Genomic DNA, 18,120 nt, shown 5'->3' with positions numbered 1-18,120 from the left:
CGGCCTCGACGTTTTGGCCAGAGATTGTCTATGATCCCGCGTTGAACGTTTCAGCATGTTTCAAAAGGGATTCAAATGTCTGTCCATGAAGCACCACCGCTAGCCCTGCCGAAAAGCACTGTCGCCAAGATGGAAGCCTCCATGGCGCTAGGCAGCTTTGCCATTGGTACCGGCGAATTCGCCATTATGGGGTTGATGCCGGACATCGCCAGCAACCTGCAGCTGAGCGAGCCCCAGGTGGGCCACGCCATCAGTGCCTATGCGCTGGGCGTGATGGTCGGTGCCCCGACCCTGGCGATTTTGGGGGCCAAGCTGCTGCGCAAGCACATGTTGCTGCTGTTGATGGCGCTGTATGCCCTTGGCAACCTGGCCACGGCGTTCGCCCCCTCGTTCGGCGGCCTGGTCGCTTTCCGCTTCATCAGCGGCCTGCCCCATGGCGCCTACTTCGGCATCGCTGCGGTGGTGGCATCGAGCATGGTCGCCAACAACCAACGGGCAGGCGCCGTGGCGCGGGTGATGATGGGCCTGACGCTGGCCATGTTGCTGGGCAACCCTGTTGCCACCTTACTGGGCCAGTACTTCGGCTGGCGCTCTGCCTTTGTGTTGGTCGGGGCGATCGCCCTGTGCACCATCGCCCTGGTCTGGCGCTTCGTGCCGCAACCGCACGATGAAGTGCGCAGCGACCCGCGCAAAGAACTTAAAGCGTTCGCCCTGCCCCAGGTGTGGATGGCGCTGGCCATTGCATCGATCGGCTTTGCCGGCATGTTCTGTGTGTTCAGCTACCTGGCGCCCACCATGCTGCACGTGACCCAGGTATCGCCGCAGTGGATCCCCTTCGGCCTGGCGGCCTTTGGAGTCGGCGGCATCGTCGGCAACATCGCCGGTGGCAAGTTGTTCGACCGCTTGCAGTTCCGCGCCGTCGGGCTGGTGCTGATCTGGTCGATTGCAGTGCTGCTGTTCTTCACCTTCGCAGCGCATTCGTTGTGGACCCTGCTGCTGGGCGTCGGCCTGGTGGGCACCATGATTGCACTGGCAGCCCCCTTGCAAATCCGCCTGATGGACATTGCCCATGAAGCCCCCAGCCTTGCAGCAGCCTCGAACCACGCCGCGTTCAACCTGGCCAATGCGCTTGGGCCGTGGTTGGGTGGCATGGCCATCACCGCAGGCATGGGCTGGACGAGTACGGGTTATATCGGCGCTGCAACCGCGTTGGTCGGCTTGGGCATTTACTTCGTTGCCCGGCGTATGAAGGGTGGGCATTAAAACCGGTTATTCGGGGGCGCTGCGCGCCTCCGATCCCGCTAATAAACAGAACAACTTGCATTAATTAACGCAGCAAACTTCTATTAATTGTCCCATCCGTAATATCGCTCAAAACCCCCGCCCCACAGCCTCCCACTCGCATAACCTCAAGTAATACCACACAGAAAATTAAGCGCATTGACGCCTTTTCAGGGCCACTTCAATAATCCGCGCCAGACGTCTTGGTCGATTAAAAATAAAAGTGCCTGAGGACAACAATGCGCCCTTCATCGAGCAAAACCCATCGCGAACTGATTGCATCCCGCCAACCTGGTTTTGGCATGAATGGCGCGTTGTACAGCCGCCAGGATGTTTTCGAAACCGACATGGAAATCTTCTTCAACCAGCATTGGATACAGGTCGCCGTTACCGCCGATGTCGATGAACCCGGTGATGTCTTTACCGTCGATATCGGCAAATCGTCGGTGCTGATCCTGCGCGACGATGATGAACAGATCCGCGCCTACCGCAATGTATGCCGCCACCGCGGCGCGCGCCTGAAAGAAGCAGGCAAATCCACTGTCGGCATGCTGGTATGCCCCTACCACCAGTGGACCTACGACCTGGACGGCAGCCTCAAGCATGCCAGCCACATGGGCAAGGGCTTCGACCCCAAGTGCCGCAGCCTGATCCCGGTGCACTGCAAGGTTGTCGGGGCCCATGTACTGGTGTGCCTGGGCGACAACCCGCCTGAAGACATCAAGGACCTCGAAGCGGTGATGGGGCCGCGCTTCGCGCCGTTCGACCTGGCCAATACCCGAATCGCCTACGAACTCGACTACATCGAGAACGGCAACTGGAAGCTGGTGATGGAGAACAACCGGGAGTGCTACCACTGCGCCGGCACCCACCCGGAACTGATCGTGTCCTACCAGTCCGAAGACCTTGGCGTCAGCCTGGAAGAGATGAGCGACGAGGCTCGCGCGTCCTACGATGCCTATCAGATTCGCAAGGCCGGCATCGAAGCTGACTGGGCCAATTCGGGCCTGCTCTACGAGACTGTGGAGCATTTGCAGGATGACGCCCCCACGCAGTTTCGCACCCAGCGCATGATCATCGCCGGTGCGGGTGAATCGCAGACACTCGATACCCAGGTTGCCTGCCGCAAACTGTTGGGCAACCTGACCCGTCGCGACCTGGGCGACACCCACCTGTGGGGCAACAACGCTTGGGCTCACGTGATGAGCGACCACGCCATGATCAGCTGGATCATCCCGCTCTCGCCGGACCGCACCCTGGTGCGCACCAAATGGCTGGTGCACCGCGATGCCGTCGAAGGGGTCGACTACGACCTGCAGCGCCTGACCGAGGTCTGGGTCGCCACTACCCAACAGGACGCCGCCCTGGTCGCCATCACCCACAGTGGCACCCAAGACCCCGCCTTCGTCCCAGGCCCCTACTCCACCTACACCGAGCCGTACGTCGACCAGTTCGCCCGCTGGTACACCTCGCGCCTCGCGGCACATGGGGTGTGAAGGAGATGACCGTGCTCGAGAACATTGCCCAGAACATTGCCGGCCTGCGTGCCGACCAGCGCTTCACCGACACCGACCACTGGGCCGCCCATGGTGCCCAGTGGGCCAGCGGTGAAAGCAAACGCATCGAATGCCTGAGCGTTGTGGACGAGACCCACGACGTGAAAACCTTCACCTTCCACAGCCCAGACTACCCGGCGCTTGCCTACGAACCGGGCCAGTTCCTCACCGTGTCGCCTGTGATTGCGGGGGCCAGCGTGTCCCGCTGCTACACCCTGTCCTCGACACCGACCCGGCCGTTCACCTTTGCCATCACGGTCAAGCGGGTGCCGGGCGGCACGGTGTCCAACTGGTTGCACGATAACCTGCACCCTGGCCACGCCCTGGCCGCCTCTGGCCCCGCGGGCGTCTTTACCCCCGTGGCGGGCCCTGCGCGCAAATTGCTGTACCTGTCGGCCGGCTCCGGCGTCACCCCGCTGATGGCGATGACCCGCGCCGCCGCCGACCTGCACGCCGACCTGGACATCGTCTTCGTGCACAGTGCGCGTACGCCTAAAGACATCATCTTCCGCGATGAACTGGCGCGCCTCGAACGCTCCATGCCAGGGCTGCGGACGCTGTTCTTCTGCGAAGGCGCTGGCGACGAGCCCAACTGGGACGGCCCGATCGGGCGCCTGTCGCTGGACGCACTGCAGCGCCAGATCCCCGACTTCAAGGAGCGGGCGGTATTCACCTGCGGGCCAAAAGGCTACATGGAGGCGACCAAGGCCTTGTTGGCGGGGGCTGGTTTCGACTTGGCCCGCTACCACCAGGAAAGCTTCGACATCAACGCCGAAGCCGAGCCGGCAGCCGCCCCCGCCGCCCCCGGCCAGGCCCTGGACAGCTTCACCGTGCGCCTTGCCCGCTCTGGCAAGGCATTCACCATGAGCGCCGACCAGACCGTACTGGCCGCTGCCAAAAAAGCCGGTGCCGTAGTCCCCTCCTCGTGCAGCCAAGGTGTGTGCGGTACCTGCAAGACCGCGGTATTGCAGGGCAGCGTCGAGATGAAGCATAACGGCGGCATTCGCCAGCGTGAAATCGACAAAGGCCTGCGGCTGCTGTGCTGCAGCCGCCCGACGTCGGACCTGGTGATCGACCTCTGACATTCGACAAGGACGCCCTGTTAGTGGGGCGTCCTTTTTTGCCGTCTTGCGAAAATAAAAAGGATATGGACGATGCGTGCAAAACAAGGCCTTTTCAAAGGCCTGAACCCTATTGTAACGGTAGGATCGATCACAATCGTGGTGGCGTTCGTGGTGCTCTGCGCTTCACATGGCGACCAAGCTGCGGGGGTATTCAAAGGCGCGTCGGACGCCATTCTCGACCACCTCAAGTGGTTTTACCTGGCGCTGGTCAGCACCATCCTCGGCTTACTGGTGTACATCGCCTTCAGCCGCTATGGCACCCTCAAGCTCGGGCGCCCCGACGAAAAACCCGAGTTCAGTTTTGCCGCCTGGATCGCCATGCTGTTCAGTGCGGGCATGGGCGTTGGGCTGATCTTCTGGTCGGTTGCAGAGCCGGTGCTGCACTACGCCAGCAACCCGTTCACACCGGGGCTCACCGACCAGGCCGCGTCCATGGCCATGCGTATAACCCTGTTGCACTGGGGCCTACACCCTTGGGCGATCTTCACCGTGATCGGCCTGGGCCTGGCCTACTTCGCCTACCGTGAAGGGCTGCCACTGGCGCTGCGCTCGATCCTGTACCCGATCATCGGCAACCGCATCTACGGGCCGATTGGCCATACGGTCGACATCATTGGTGGCGCGGTCACTGCATTCGGGGTGTCGCAATCGCTGGGGTTGGGCGTCGAGCAGATCAACATGGGCATGCATCAGGTGTTCGGCACGCCAGTCACCCTGTCGTTCAAGCTGAGCATCATCGCCGTCGTCACCGTGATCGCCTCGATCTCGCTAGTGGCCGGTGTATCGCGTGGCATGAAGCGCCTGTCGACGCTGAACATGTGGATTTCCCTGGGGCTGATGCTGGTGGTGCTGGCCCTGGGCCCAACCAACTACATCATGAACCTGCTGTTCGAGTCGGCGGGCGACTACGCGCAGAACATCATCGGCATGAGTTTCTGGACCGACGCCCAGGCCGACAGCAGTTGGCAGAAGAGCTGGACCGCCTTCTACTGGCCGTGGTGGATGACCTGGGGGCCGTTCGTTGGCCTGTTCATTGCCCGGATTTCCCGTGGCCGGACCATCCGCGAACTGGTGTTCGGCGCGTTGCTGGTGCCGACCTTGGTGACTATTTTGTGGATGGCCGTGTTCGGCGGTGCCGCACTGAAGGATGAGCAGCAAGTGCGCCACGCCTATCAAGCACTGCCGGTCGCCGAGCAGGCTGCGGCCGGCGCGTTCCAGGGTGGCCCGATTCTGGAAGCCACGCGCAAGGAAACCACCACGGCCATGTTCACCTTGCTCGACCGCCTCGACGGCCCCACGCTGGGTGCAATCCTCAGCGTGATCATCTGCCTGCTGCTGGCCGTGCATTTCGTCACTGCGGCCGATGCCGGGACCCAGGTGCTGTGCATGCTCAACTCGCTGGGCAGCATCGACCCACCCAACTGGATACGCGTGCTGTGGTGTGTGCTGGAGGGCGCCATCGCGGCCAGCCTGGTGATTGCCGGCGGCTTGCTGGCGATTCAGATGGCCAGCATCGTGGTCGGCCTGCCGATTGCGTTCTACATGTTGCTGGCCGGGTACAGCCTGATGCGCAGCTTGTTTGCCAGTGATGCAGTGATTACTGGACCGGCGCCGGTGCATGCGGGCGCTGAAATTCCACGGCCTGCCAACGAACTGGCCGCTGGCTGACGTCATCGCATTGTAAGAGCAGCCTTGTGCTGCGAAGAGGCCAGTGCCAGAGACGAAATACTGTGGTCTGTACCGGCCTCTTCGCAGCACAAGGCTGCTCCTACCAGGACCGCGCTTGACCGGAGGGGGATTCAATCCAAATCAATAAGTTAGATTTCGATTAGAATGCAGTTCCTTAACTGAAACCTGCTGCCCCCCATGAAAAAACTGCTTTATGCCGTAGCGCTCCTGCTCGCCGTCAACCTCCCCGCCTTCGCCAACCCGCCTTCCACCTTCACCGAAGCCAAGGTCGTCGCCAAGCAAAAGGTCTACCTGGACCAGGCAAGCAGCGCCATGGGCGACCTGTATTGCGGCTGCAAATGGACCTGGGTGGGCAAGTCAGGTGGGCGCATCGATGCTGCCTCCTGCGGTTATGAAACCCGCAAACAGCAAAACCGCGCCGAGCGTACCGAGTGGGAACACATCGTGCCGGCCTATACCTTCGGCAACCAGCGCCAATGCTGGAAAAACGGCGGCCGCGAGCATTGTGTCGATGACGACCCGGTCTTCCGCGCCATGGAAGCCGACCTGTTCAACCTCTACCCGGCCGTGGGCGAAGTCAACGGTGACCGCAGCAACTTCAACTACGGCATGGTCGCTGGCAACGCCGGGCAATACGGCCAGTGCTCGACCAAGGTCGATTTCGTGCAGCGCGCCGCCGAGCCGCGTGACGAAGTGAAGGGCCTGGTTGCCCGTACCACGTTCTACATGTTCGACCGCTACAAGCTGAGCATGTCGCGTCAACAGCAGCAACTGCTGATGGCCTGGGACAAACAGCACCCCGTCTCGGCCTGGGAAAAAGAACGTGACCGGCGCATCGCCGCCATCATGGGGCACGCCAACCCGTTCGTGACGGGCGAACGCAAATGGACAGCCGACTACAAGCCTGTTGGCACTGGTGTCGTGCAAGCCATGCCGGCCAAACCGGTCAGCGAAGCGGCCAAGCCCAGCCTGGCCAGCACTGCAGCAACAGGCGCTGTGCTCGGCAACCGCAACAGCCATGTCTATCACCTGGCCAATGGCTGCCCGGGCTACACCCAGGTGGCCTCGAAGAACCAGGTGATGTTCGGCTCCGAGGGCGAGGCGCAAGCGGCCGGCTACCGCAAGGCGGGCAACTGCCGGTAACCGCTGCGCTTCGGTGCATCAACGCCCGGCTGTTGGGTTCACCAGGTTTGCCGGGCGCTCACCGGCCAACGCGCTGAGCAGGTTGTCTACCGCACAGCGCGCCATGGCCTCACGGGTATCGTGGGTGGCCGAACCGATATGCGGGGTCGCCACCACGTTGTCCAGTTGCAGCAGCGGTGAATCACTGGGCAACGGCTCCTGGACGAACACATCCAGGCCCGCGCCGCGGATGCGTTTCTCCCGTAAGGCCTCGATCAGCGCGGCTTCATCCACCACCCGTCCACGCGCAATGTTCACCAGCATTGCCTCGGGCTTCATCAAGGCAAGCTCACGCGCGCCGATCAGCCCCTCGGTGGCGGCACTCAGCGGCACGGTCAGGCAGACGAAATCAGCCTGTTGCAGAAGGTCGTCAAGGCTGCAGTGACGGGCGTCGTAACGGGCCTCCACCGCAGGCTTGGCGCGTGGGCTGTGGTAAAGCACCCGCATGCCAAAACCGGCCGCGCCGCGCCGGGCCAACGCTTCGCCAATCCGCCCCATGCCAATGATGCCCAAGGTCTTGCCGTGCACATCCGTGCCAAAGTGCGCAGGCCCAAGGTTGGCTTGCCACTGGCCGTCACGCACCCAGCCCGCCAGCTCCACGACCCGACGCGCACTGGCCAGGATCAAGGCAAAGCCGGTGTCGGCGGTGGTTTCGGTCAGTACGTCGGGCGTGTTGGTCAGCATCACGCCACGCCGGGTCAGGTCGGCGATGTCGTAGTTGTCCACGCCTACCGACACGCTGGCGACCACCTCCAGTTGCGGGGCCAGGTCCAGCAGGCCGCTGTCCAAGCGCAGGCTGGCACCCAACAGCCCTTGAGCGCCCGGCAACGCATCGCGCAGGCGGGCAAGGCCATCGGGCCCGGCCGTGTCCACCCAGGTCACGTCAACCTGTTGCTGCAGGCGCGCCATCAACGTGTCGGACAGGCGCTTGTAAAGGACGATTCGCTTCTTCATAGCAGGATTTCCTAGTGGCTCGTGGCCAGATGAGAGCCGCCGCGCTTGGCCCGGCCAGCGGTGTGTGAGGTTTTAAGCGCCGCCGTGAGCGCGACTGCCGTCAGCAGTGCACCGCACATGAACAGGTACGAGGCGCCCGGCCCGCCGGTGGCGCCATTGAGGTAACCGACCAGCCACGAGCCACCGAACGAACCCAGCGCGCCCATGCTGTTGATCAAGGCCATGGCGCCACCGGCGACGTTACTGGGCAGGATCTCCGGCACGATGGCGAAAAACGGCCCATAGGGCGCATACATGCAGGCACCGGCAACTACCAGCAATGCGTAGGACAACCAGAAGTGCTCACTGCCCAAGGCATAGGAGCCATAGAACGCCAGCGCCGCAATCAACAGGGGCGGCCAGACGAAGCGCTTGCGCTTCTGCAAACGGTCCGACGCCCAGGACACCCCGACCATGGCCAGCACCGCCGCCAGATAGGGCACCGACGACAACCAGCCGGCCTGGACGATGTCGACGTTGGCCGCCTGTTTCAGAATCGACGGCAGCCAGAGCACGAAGCCGTACACGCCGATGCTCCAGCAGAAGTACTGCATCGACAGGATGATCACCTGGGGCGAGCGGAACGCTTCGCGGTAGTTCTTCACCGGTTTGATGCCCTGCTGTTCTGCTGCCAGGGCGTTTTCCAGATCGGTCTTTTCCTGCTCGCTAAGCCACTTGACCTGAGCCGGGCGGTCGTCCACCAGGCGCCACCAGAAGAACGCCCAGATCACCGCAGGCAGGCCTTCGATGATGAACATCCAGCGCCAGTCGTAGTGCTTGATGAGGTAGCCCGACACCACCGACATCCACAGGATGGTCACCGGGTTGCCGAGCATCAGGAAGGTGTTGGCCCGGGACCGTTCGGCGCGGGTGAACCAATGGCAGAGGTACACCAGCATCGCCGGCATCACGGCGGCTTCGACCACGCCAAGCAGGAAGCGGATGCCGATCAGCATGTACACATTGCTGATCATGCCGGTCAGGGTGGCCAGGCCGCCCCAGAGGATCAGGCTGACGAAGATCAGCTTCTTGACGCTGCGTTTTTCGGCGTAGATGGCCCCAGGTACCTGGAAGAAAAAGTAACCAAGGAAAAACAGCGCACCCAGCAACGACGACAGCACCGGGGTGATTTTAAGGTCGTCGGCCATGCCGGACGCTGCCGCGAACCCATAGTTGGCACGGTCCAGGTAGGCCAGGCTGTAGGTGATGAACACGATTGGGATGATGTACCACCAACGGCGACGCGCGAGACTTGTCGTTTGCATCATGTGTACTCCTGAGCTTTTTGTTTTTGTCGCAACAGGTAGGGGCCAGGCGTTTAGGCGCTTATGCGCAGGTCATGGGTTTCGAGTTCGTGACGCAGCGGCAAACCTTCCATGTCGCCGCGCGACTGCACGGCGCGGCTGCCACACCAGTTACCACGCGCCACCGCCTCGGGCAGTTCACGGCCTTCGAGCAGCGCACTGAGCACGCCGACAGCAAAGGCGTCACCCGCACCGACGGTGTCGACCACCTTGGCCACCGGCACGGGGGCTACCTGGCCATCGCCTTTGGCGGTGCGAAAATACGCGCCTTCGTCCCCCAGCTTGATCACCACCAGTTCCACCCCTTTGTCGAGGTAGAACGCGGCAATGTCCGCTGGTGCGTGCTGGCCGGTCAGCAGGCGGCCTTCTTCAAGGCCCGGCAGTACCCAGTCAGCCTTGACTGCCAGGGCATTGATCTCGTGGATCATGCGCGTGCGGTCCGGCCACAGCGCTGGGCGCAGGTTAGGGTCAAAGGAAATGCTGCGCCCGGCAGCGCGCATGCCATCCACCAATGCATGCGACAAGGCCCTGCACTCGGCTGAAAGCGCCAGCGGGATGCCGGTGGCATGCAGGTGGCGGGTCTGCAACCAATGTGGGCGGATCAATGCCGGGGACAAACGGCGCGCCGCTGAATGGCTGCGAAAGTATTCCACTGCCGGGTCACTGCCATCATCGCAGCGGGCTTTGAGCTGAAAACCGGTGGGGTGTTGCGGATCGACTTCAACGTCGCTGCAGTCCAGGCCTTCTCGCCGCAAGCTGTCGAGGACAAAGCGCCCCAGGGAGTCGTCGCCCACCCTGCTCAGCCAGCGGACCTTGAAGCCCAGCCGCGACAGGCCGATGGCAACGTTGCTGTCGGCACCGGCGATGCGTTTGCCGAACTGCCCGACATGCGCCAGGTCCCCCACCTGCTCGGCGACGAACATGGCCATGGTTTCGCCGAAGCACAGCACGTCATGCTCATGCATGGCTGACCTCCTCGGCCAGGCCCAGCGCAGACAGCGCCACTACCTGGGCACGGGTCAGCGTGAGCAAGTCGTCAGCGGCCAACGGGTATTCCACGGCACGCACCACGCCGGGCGTGAACGCGGCCAGCAAGGCATCCCACGCTTGCAGATCGTCAGCTTGCGGCGGCACGGCGACCAGTCGCCCAGCGGGCTGGCGCTCGACCGCCTTGCAGTGCACATAACGCACCCAACGCCCCAGTTGGCGAGCCGCTTGCTGTACAGGCTCGCCCTGCCATTGCCAGTTACCGATGTCGAACGTCATGCCCAGCGCCAGCCCAAGGTCATCGGCGCGCTGGAAGAACGTGAGCAGCGGCGCGATGCGCCCGCCTTGCTCGGTCTGGTCGTTCTCGACCAACAGCTGGGGGCCATCGTCAGGTAACAGCGAGCGTAAGGCCGCCACATCACAGGTGTCATCGAAATGCCCCAGCGATACCTTCAGGGCCACCGCGCCCATCGCGCGGGCCAGCGCCAGTTTCTGCGTCAGGCGTGGGTCTGGCAGGCCCTGCGCCGTCCACAGTTCAAGGGGCGAGGAATACAGGCATTCGAGCCGCAACGCGGTGACGGCGGCGGCCAGCGCGTGGGTGTCCGGCGCGCTTTCGAACAGTTCTTCACGAAATTCGACACGGGTTACGCCGGCAGCGGCCAGCATGTCCAGAAAATGTTGCTGGCCGCGCTGCCTTACCAAGCTGGCACCGTAGCTGGAGAGGCTGATGGAAACGGGGTTCGAGCGCATTGTTATTGTCCTTATGAAACCGGTTTCATTTTTATGCACGTCAAGCCGCAACGTGCCTTTCGTTCAGTCGCGTGAGTGGGTTGAACCTCGGATGATCAGGTCGGCCTTGAAGTCGATGCGCCGTGGCGCCCCGCGTTCGCCGCGCAGGCGGCCCAGCAGGCACTCGAATGCCGCCACGCCGATACGCTCGGTGGGTTGGGCCAATGCCGTGATGCCGCTGCCGACCAAGGGGTACCAGTCCAGTTCGTCGATGGCGATCAGGCCAACGTCGTCGAACAAGCCGCAGCCGGCGTCGTGCAGGGTTCGGGTGACGGCCAGCGTCGCCACACCGTTGAAGGTGAAGATGGCTTGAGGGCCATGACCGCTGGCCGAAAGAAATGAAGCCAGGCCGGCGTGAAGGTCGGGGCTGACTTCCAGCACCTGTTGACGCATGCCCGGGCGCCGGTTGATGGAAGCCCCGAACGCCTGCACCCGCTCCTGGCGCGAACTGGTGCCATCGAGCGGTTCGGTTACCGCCAGAATGTCGCGGTAGCCTTGCGCCTGCAGGTGATCCAGGGCTTGTTCGACGGCGTCGGCATTGTCCAAGCCGACCAGGTCGACATTGAGTTCAGGCAGTTGGCGGTCCACCAGCACCATGGGCATGTCGCGCTGCAGGTTCAGCAGTTCGCCGGGATGATGGCCGAGGGTGTTCACGATCAGGCCCTCGACGTTGTAGGACTGCAGGGCCACCAGGTGATGGCGCTCTTGATCGTCGTCGCGGTTGGTGTTGCACACCACCAGGCTGTAGCCGTGTTGGCGGCAGGCGGTTTCGACGCCGTGCATCACCGCCACCGAATAGGGGTTGAGGATGTCTGCCACCAGCATGCCGATCAGCCGAGTCTGGCCGCGTTTGAGGCCCCTGGCCATCTGGTTGGGGCGATAGCCGAGGCGCTCGATGACTTCTTCCAGGCGCTTGGCGGTCGCCTCGGCCAGCAACTGGCGATCGCCACCGATGTAGCGCGAGACGGTGGCCTTGGACACACCGGCCACACGGGCTACTTCGCTGATGGTCACCCGCTCGCGGGCATTGGCAGGCAAATCGGTCATGGGTGTCCCTTGTGATTATTGTCGGTGACAGGCTATGAAACCGGTTTCAATACACCAAAACCGGCGCGTTTCGTCACCTACCGTTCGTCGGCAAGTTTACACGTTCCCGGTAGGAGCAGCCTTGTGCTGCGAAGAGGCCAGTACCCGCCACGAATTTCTGTGGTCTGTACCGACCTCTTCGCAGCACAAGGCTGCTCCTACAGGGGGGCATGCAAGCTCTGAATTTTGCGCAGTATTAGTGGCTCGTCACCTGCCCAAGGTCATCCCCAGAGGTGTGTTTCAGGTCATCCGTGCGCAGCTTGGCGATATCGTCGGCCTTCACTGCCCCGCCCTGGTTGCCCCAGCTGGTGCGAATGAAGCTCACCACATCAGCGACCTCCTGATCGCTCAGGCGCCAGCCAAACGCCGGCATGGTGAAGTTCGATGGGGCCGTGTGCGTCGCAGGCACCTTGCCACCGGCCAGCACCACATGGATCAACGAGGTGGCATCAGCGGTCTGCACCACCGGGTTACCAGCCAGTGCCGGGAACACCCCGCTATAGCCATGGCCATCGGTGCGGTGGCACGCCGCGCAGTTGTCGATGTACACCGACGCCCCACGCTTGCTGTCATCGCCGTTCCACAGCGCCTCGGCGACCTGCTTGTCATACGCATGCGGCTGGTCATCGGGGTTGCTGGGCGGCAGCGTTTTCAGGTACCGGGCAATGGCCGTCAGGTCAGCCTCGCTCATGTACTGCATGCTGTGCTCGACCACATCACTCATGCCTCCGAACACCGCACTGCGGTCGCTTCGGCCGGTCTTGAGAAACTGCACCAGCTGCGCTTCGCTCCAACTGCCCAGGCCATCCTTGTGATCACCGCGCAGGCTCTTGGCAATCCAGCCTTCAAGCGGGGCGCTGCCTGCCAGAAACTGCTCGCCATCCTGCGGGCTCAGTGCCTTTTCCTGCATGGTCAGGGCGCGCGGGGTATGGCATGCGCCACAGTGCCCCAGCCCTTCAACCAGATAAGCACCGCGGTTGACGACCGGGTCGGCAGCAGCCGAGGCCTGCCAGGCCTTCACCTGCGGCGCGAACAAACCCCGCCAGATCGCCAGCGGCCAGCGCATGCTCAACGGCCAGGGGATGTCCGTCGCCTTGTTCGGCTGCGCCACCGGCTCTACGCCCTGCATGAAGTAGGCATACAACGCGCGCATGTCGTCATCGCTGACGCGTGCATACGAGGGATACGGCATCGCCGGGTACAGCGTGCTGCCGTCCTTGCCGACGCCATGGCGTACGGCCTGGTCGAAGTCTTCGAAGCTGTAGTTGCCGATGCCGCTGGCATCAGGGGTGATATTGGTCGAGTACACCGTGCCGATGGGGGTTTCCATGGGCAGCCCGCCGGCGAATGGCTTGCCGCCTTTGGCCGTGTGGCAGGCCACGCAGTCGCCCGCGCGCGCCAGGTACTCGCCTTGCTTGACCAACGCGCTGTCAGCCTGGGCTGAAAGGCTTGCACCGCACAGGATCGTTGCGATCAACAGTGTCTTCATGCTCATCGCTCCTCAAGCCTGAACCAGTGGGCCAGGGTTTTTCAGGTACTGCTCACGGATCGCCCGTGCAGACCAGTACGTCAATGCCGCGACCAAACCGGTCGGGTTATAACCCAAGCCCTGCGGGAATGCCGACGCCCCTGGGACGAAAACGTTGTGGACGTCCCAGCTCTGCAGATAGCGGTTAAGCGCACTGGTCTTGGGGTCAGTGCCCATGATTGCGCCACCGTTGAGGTGGGTGGTCTGGTAGCTGGCAGTGTTGAAGTGTTCCTTGACCTTTTTGCCCAACACCGCAATGGACTTCGGGTTCATCGCCTGGGCGATCTTGCTGAGCTTGTCGACCATGAACTGGTTCATCTTGATGTCGTTTTCCTGCCAGTCGAAGGTCATGCGCAGCAACGGCTGGCCAAAGGCGTCCCGGTAGGTCGGGTCCAGGTCCAGGTAGTTGCCACGGTACGACTGGTGCGCGCCATGCGCGTCCATGGAAACCTGGTGGGTGTAATAGTCGGCCGTGGCCTTTTTCCAGGCGCTGCCCCAGATGGGCGTGCCGGGCGGGTTGGCGATACCGGCGATCGGGCGGCTGCCCGCCTGGTTGACCCACATGGGTGAGCCACCGACAAAACCGTGCGGGCCGTGATCGAAGTTGTCAGCGTTGAAATCATCGATCGCAATGCCGTTACCGCCAGCACCGATGAAGTTGTTGGTGTAGGTGTCCTTGTCGAAGAACGCCTTGACCGTGCCCATGTTCTGGTACGCGAAGTTGCGCCCGACAACGCCTTCGTTCTTGACCGGGTCATAAGGCTTGCCGATGCCGGACAGCAGCATCAGGCGCACGTTGTTGAACTGGAAGGCTGCGAGAATCACCAAGTCCGCCGGTTGTTCCACCTCCCGGCCTTGGGCGTCGATGTAGGTCACGCCTGTGGCTTTGCGCTTGCTGTCATCCAGGTTCACGCGCAGCACATGGGCATTGGCGCGCAGCTCGAAGTTCGGCACCTGGCGCAGTGCGGGCAGGATGTTCACGTTGGGCGAGGCTTTGGAGTACATGTAGCACACGTAGCCGCTGCAGAAGCCGCAGAAGTTGCACGGCCCCATCTGTGCGCCGTACGGGTTGGTGTAAGGGCCCGACGTGTTGGCCGAAGGCAGGTTGTAAGGCTTGTAGCCGAGGCTGGTGGCGGCCTTTTCGAACAGTTTTGCCGATACCACGTTTTTTTGTGCAGGCAGCGGGAACGGGTTGGAGCGATCAGGCGCATAGGGGTTGCCGCCCTTCCCTTCACCCACCACCGCGCCGTTCACGGTCCAGGCCTGGCCCGAGGTGCCGAACACCTTCTCGGCAAAATCGAAGTACGGCTCAAGCTCTTGGTAGGTGACGCCGAAGTCCTGGATGGTCATGCCTTCAGGGATGAACGCCTTGCCGTAGCGTTCTTCGTAATGGCTGCGCATGCGCAGCTCGATCGGGTCTACCCGAAAATGCACGCCGGACCAGTGCAAGCCCGCGCCGCCCACGCCCTTGCCTGGCAAGAAGGCGCCCAACTGGCGGTTGGGCAACGCAACGTCGTTGACGCTGTGACGGATGGTGACGGTCTCTTTCGACACATCGACGAACAGCTTCTTGCGCACGCTGTAGGTCAGCTCATCGATCACCTGCGGGTAGCTGCCCTCAGGGTAGGTGTCCTGCATTGGCCCGCGCTCGAGAGCGACCACCTGCAGCCCCGCCTCGGTCAATTCCTTGGCCATGATCGCGCCGGCCCAGCCAAAGCCCACGATCACGGCGTCTACTTTCTTCAACACATTCGCCATGCTTCAGGCCCTCTCGCCACGGATCGACACTGCCGGGAACGGGTAAGGCTCGTTGCGCTCGACCCAGTCCATGAAGTCTGCCCGTGCACCGGGGAAGCCGATCTGGGTCCAGCCCACCATGCCTTTGTTGCCACCGTGAATCGGATCGCAGAAGAACCCCTCGCGGGTGTTCTGTACCAGCAAGCTGAAAAACAGCGTGGCCGGCAGCGCGTCGAACACCAGCTCACCGGCTTCGACCTTGGCGAGAATGCGGTCTCGGGTAGCGCTATCTTGCGCAGCAAACACTTGGCCCGAGTTGGCTTTGCACCAGCCGTCCACGGCGGCGATGCCTAGCCGGTAGATCTGTTGCGGGCTGAGTTGCAGTTGGTAGCCCAATTCTGGTGGGGCGTCGGCGTTGAACGGCCCCTGCATGTACCACTGGGCGCCAGTGGCATAGGGGGTATTCATCTGGCGGTCGATGAACTCGGCGGCACCCGCTTCGAGCGCACCGGGGCCCAGTTCGTCCGCAGGGATGATGCGGGCTACGGCCGCTTGCACGAAGGCCCATTCTTCGGCGGTGAAAAAGGTTGGCTGATAATCGCCCGCAGGCGCAGCGACAGGCACCTTGGGCTCACGCACAGGTTCGGCCAACAGTTGGCTGGCACCCAGGCCCAGCCCGGTGCTGGCCACGGTGGCGACCGGTATCAAGGTCAAGGTCTTGCGCAGGAATTCCCGGCGCGGATTGTCTGGGGCGTGCTCAGGCATTTCAAATCCTCATCAGCGGTAGGGGCGGCCTTGGTTTGCGCCATCTGATTTTTCCATGGGGTACTCGCGCAAGCGGGCGCGTGTAGAAGACAGCCGAATAATCTAGCGCGTTCAGAAATGTTTTGAAACCGGTTTCATTCTTGACATTGTTGGCCTTCAGCAATAATGCCCAACATCGCGGATAAGGTATTTTTCACATCAGCCTCACCCTCTGGCGACATCCTGCTACCTAAAGTGCGCGCACTCTCAATGGATCCGAGCCACCGGTTCCGGTCCGTTGTACACGCTCACTGGAGTGACAGCATGCTGCATGGCGTCATCGACACCCCGCCGGCCCTTAAGCTCGCCCGGCACTACCGATTGCCCCGCGCCAAAGCGCTGCTGGTGGCGATGTGTGTATCGGTTGCGCTGGTGGCTCTCGCTGCATGGGCTGCCGCACGCCCTGCCCTTGCAGACCTTGGCAACCCGCATACGTTGCACAGCAGTGGCTTGCACAGCGCCTGGTCCAAGGGTTCTGTCATTGTGGTGATTCGTCACGCCGAACGCTGCGACCGCTCACGGGGTGCCTGCCTGGACGACCCCACTGGTATTACCCTGGCGGGCAGCCGGGTATCCGCCGACGTCGGCCAGGGCCTGCAACGCCTTGGCCTGCGCAGCGCCGATGTGTGGGCCAGCCCGGAAATGCGCACCCGGCAAACCGCGCAGTTCATGTTCGGCAAGGCTATCGCCACCCAGGACTGGCTCAACCAGTGTGACCACACCTTCGCCAGCAATGCCTTCGCCCACAAGCAACCCGGCCGCAACCTGGTGTTGGTCAGCCACAGTAGCTGCCTGGAGCAGATGGAACGCCAGCTCAACGTCGACACTGATGCGGATTCCAACCGCTACGCCAGCGCGCTGTTCATCACCCAGGGCGAAGATGGCAAGGCCCGCGTGCTGGGCCAGCTGGATGCCAGCCAGTGGCGCAAACTCGCTGATGCCCGGGAAATCTGACCATGCCTGTACCTTCACGCGCCGCCTTCTACCGCAACAACCTGCTGCTACCGCTGCTGCTGGCGGGCATCGTCTTCGTCGCCTTCGACCTGACCGAACTCGACCGCTGGATCAGCAACCTGCTGATCGACCCGGCCACCGGCCAGTTTCCGCTGTTGCACAATCAATGGTTCGAAAAGATCACCCACAAGTGGCCACGGGTATTACCGAACTGGACCGGTGAACTGGCCGTGATCGGCTCGCTGCTGTCGTTCGCCTGGCCGCGCCTGGAAAATCACCCGCAATGGGGCCTTACGCGGTGGCTGGAAACCGCCCGAATCGCGCCGGTATTGCGCTTCACGACCCACCACCGTCGCGACTTGTTGTTCGTGGTGGTCGCCTTCGCGCTGTGCACCACCGTCATCCATTACCTGAAAAGCCATACCAGCGTGTACTGCCCGGTGGAAACGACGCTGTACGGCGGCCAGCAGGTGCGGGTCGAGTGGTTCGAGCACTTCTCCTGGCTGGACAAGGCTGGCGATGGCCGATGCTGGCCAGGCGGGCATGCGTCCAGTGGTTTCACCTTGCTGGCCCTGTACTTCGTGGCGCTACGCCACCGCTGGATGCATGCGCGCAAGCTGCTGGTGGCGATCCTGTTGCTGGGGTTCGTCTACGGCACCACCCGCATGCTGCAAGGGTGGCACTACATGTCCCACACGTTTTGGGCAGGTCTGTTCGTCTGGTTCACCACCTGGGCCACTGCCTTGCTGTTCTATGGGCGCCTGGCCTTGCAGGCGCCAAATCACAGCCCTGCAAGGCATTGTTCCCCAGCCCATTCGATCAGCTCACTACCCTTGCAAGCCCAGCTTTGCGCCGAGCAAGAACCGCATCGAGATGCTTGAAAGCACTTTTCGCCTTCACTAGCTGCAACCAAGTGTTTCTTAGCAGAGTAGAAATCGAACTTTCCTACACGTTTATAGGACGCTCAATACTCACCCATGAATTGATTCCTCGTTAGTGTTCAGGCTTCAGCCAAATGCTTGCGTCTGGCCGCATGGTCGGCCCATGCCCAGTGCATACGCTGCCCGCCCAAACACGAGGACCAGGAATGTTCAGTGAGCCCGATG

The 18,120-nt window shown here is 62.5% G+C and carries 14 protein-coding genes and 1 pseudogene; 7 read left to right on the top strand and 8 right to left on the bottom strand.

Going from position 1 to position 18,120, the window contains the following annotated elements; translation table 11 throughout:
• Positions 1-75: 75 nt before the first annotated feature.
• The 5 genes from HU750_RS08005 (at position 76) to HU750_RS07985 (ending at position 6,793) form a co-directional block, all read left to right on the top strand.
• Positions 76-1,263: an MFS transporter gene (locus tag HU750_RS08005; RefSeq protein ID WP_514132418.1), complete on the top strand. Its 1,188-nt coding sequence runs from the start codon at positions 76-78 to the stop codon at positions 1,261-1,263.
• A 320-nt stretch (positions 1,264-1,583) separates the two neighbouring features.
• Positions 1,584-2,777 (top strand): aromatic ring-hydroxylating oxygenase subunit alpha, encoded by a 1,194-nt coding sequence (locus tag HU750_RS08000; RefSeq protein WP_412764960.1) that lies wholly within the window; start codon positions 1,584-1,586, stop codon positions 2,775-2,777.
• Positions 2,778-2,782: 5 nt separating this feature from the next.
• The gene (locus HU750_RS07995) at positions 2,783-3,919 is read left to right on the top strand and encodes an FAD-binding oxidoreductase (RefSeq protein WP_186678357.1); all 1,137 of its coding nucleotides are present in this window, start codon (positions 2,783-2,785) and stop codon (positions 3,917-3,919) included.
• Between the two features lie 72 nt (positions 3,920-3,991).
• Positions 3,992-5,629, top strand: a complete 1,638-nt coding sequence (locus HU750_RS07990; protein ID WP_186678356.1) for a BCCT family transporter — start codon at positions 3,992-3,994, stop codon at positions 5,627-5,629.
• Positions 5,630-5,827: 198 nt separating this feature from the next.
• On the top strand, positions 5,828-6,793 hold the full coding sequence (locus HU750_RS07985) for an endonuclease (protein WP_186678354.1): 966 nt from the start codon (positions 5,828-5,830) through the stop codon (positions 6,791-6,793).
• A gap of 18 nt (positions 6,794-6,811) precedes the next feature.
• Here the strand turns inward: HU750_RS07985 and HU750_RS07980 are convergent, their stop codons facing one another.
• The 8 genes and pseudogenes from HU750_RS07980 to HU750_RS07945 form a co-directional block, all read right to left on the bottom strand.
• The gene (locus tag HU750_RS07980; RefSeq protein ID WP_186678346.1) at positions 6,812-7,786 is read right to left on the bottom strand and encodes a 2-hydroxyacid dehydrogenase; all 975 of its coding nucleotides are present in this window, start codon (positions 7,784-7,786) and stop codon (positions 6,812-6,814) included.
• A gap of 37 nt (positions 7,787-7,823) precedes the next feature.
• A pseudogene (locus HU750_RS07975) lies at positions 7,824-9,090 on the bottom strand (MFS transporter); the annotation flags it as partial.
• A gap of 53 nt (positions 9,091-9,143) precedes the next feature.
• Positions 9,144-10,094, bottom strand: a complete 951-nt coding sequence (locus HU750_RS07970) for a sugar kinase (protein ID WP_186678344.1) — start codon at positions 10,092-10,094, stop codon at positions 9,144-9,146.
• On the bottom strand, positions 10,087-10,866 hold the full coding sequence (locus HU750_RS07965) for a sugar phosphate isomerase/epimerase family protein (protein WP_186678342.1): 780 nt from the start codon (positions 10,864-10,866) through the stop codon (positions 10,087-10,089). The genes HU750_RS07970 and HU750_RS07965 overlap by 8 nt, the downstream gene beginning before the upstream one ends.
• 63 nt (positions 10,867-10,929) lie before the next feature.
• A complete protein-coding gene (locus tag HU750_RS07960) occupies positions 10,930-11,952 on the bottom strand; it encodes a LacI family DNA-binding transcriptional regulator (RefSeq protein ID WP_186678340.1) in 1,023 nt (340 codons plus the stop codon).
• A 235-nt stretch (positions 11,953-12,187) separates the two neighbouring features.
• Positions 12,188-13,480 (bottom strand): cytochrome c, encoded by a 1,293-nt coding sequence (locus HU750_RS07955; protein WP_186678338.1) that lies wholly within the window; start codon positions 13,478-13,480, stop codon positions 12,188-12,190.
• Positions 13,481-13,492: 12 nt separating this feature from the next.
• The gene (locus HU750_RS07950) at positions 13,493-15,277 is read right to left on the bottom strand and encodes a GMC family oxidoreductase (RefSeq protein ID WP_186678336.1); all 1,785 of its coding nucleotides are present in this window, start codon (positions 15,275-15,277) and stop codon (positions 13,493-13,495) included.
• 3 nt (positions 15,278-15,280) lie between these two features.
• Positions 15,281-16,021, bottom strand: coding sequence for a gluconate 2-dehydrogenase subunit 3 family protein (locus HU750_RS07945; RefSeq protein ID WP_186678333.1), 741 nt, complete (start codon positions 16,019-16,021; stop codon positions 15,281-15,283).
• A gap of 303 nt (positions 16,022-16,324) precedes the next feature.
• Here HU750_RS07945 and pmrG point away from each other — a divergent pair, with 303 nt between their 5' ends.
• Together pmrG and HU750_RS07935 are read left to right on the top strand one after the other, a co-directional pair.
• On the top strand, positions 16,325-17,014 hold the full coding sequence (gene pmrG, locus HU750_RS07940; RefSeq protein WP_186678330.1) for a lipopolysaccharide core heptose(II)-phosphate phosphatase PmrG: 690 nt from the start codon (positions 16,325-16,327) through the stop codon (positions 17,012-17,014).
• Positions 17,015-17,016: 2 nt separating this feature from the next.
• Positions 17,017-17,895, top strand: a complete 879-nt coding sequence (locus HU750_RS07935) for a phosphatase PAP2 family protein (RefSeq protein ID WP_186678327.1) — start codon at positions 17,017-17,019, stop codon at positions 17,893-17,895.
• Positions 17,896-18,120 lie beyond the last annotated feature (225 nt).

The sequence above is a fragment of the Pseudomonas sp. SWRI50 genome, from assembly GCF_014269095.1.
Lineage (GTDB): Bacteria > Pseudomonadota > Gammaproteobacteria > Pseudomonadales > Pseudomonadaceae > Aquipseudomonas > Aquipseudomonas kermanshahensis.
The sequence above is the reverse complement of the archived record's forward strand: the minus strand, read 5'-3'. Positions and strand labels throughout refer to the sequence as shown.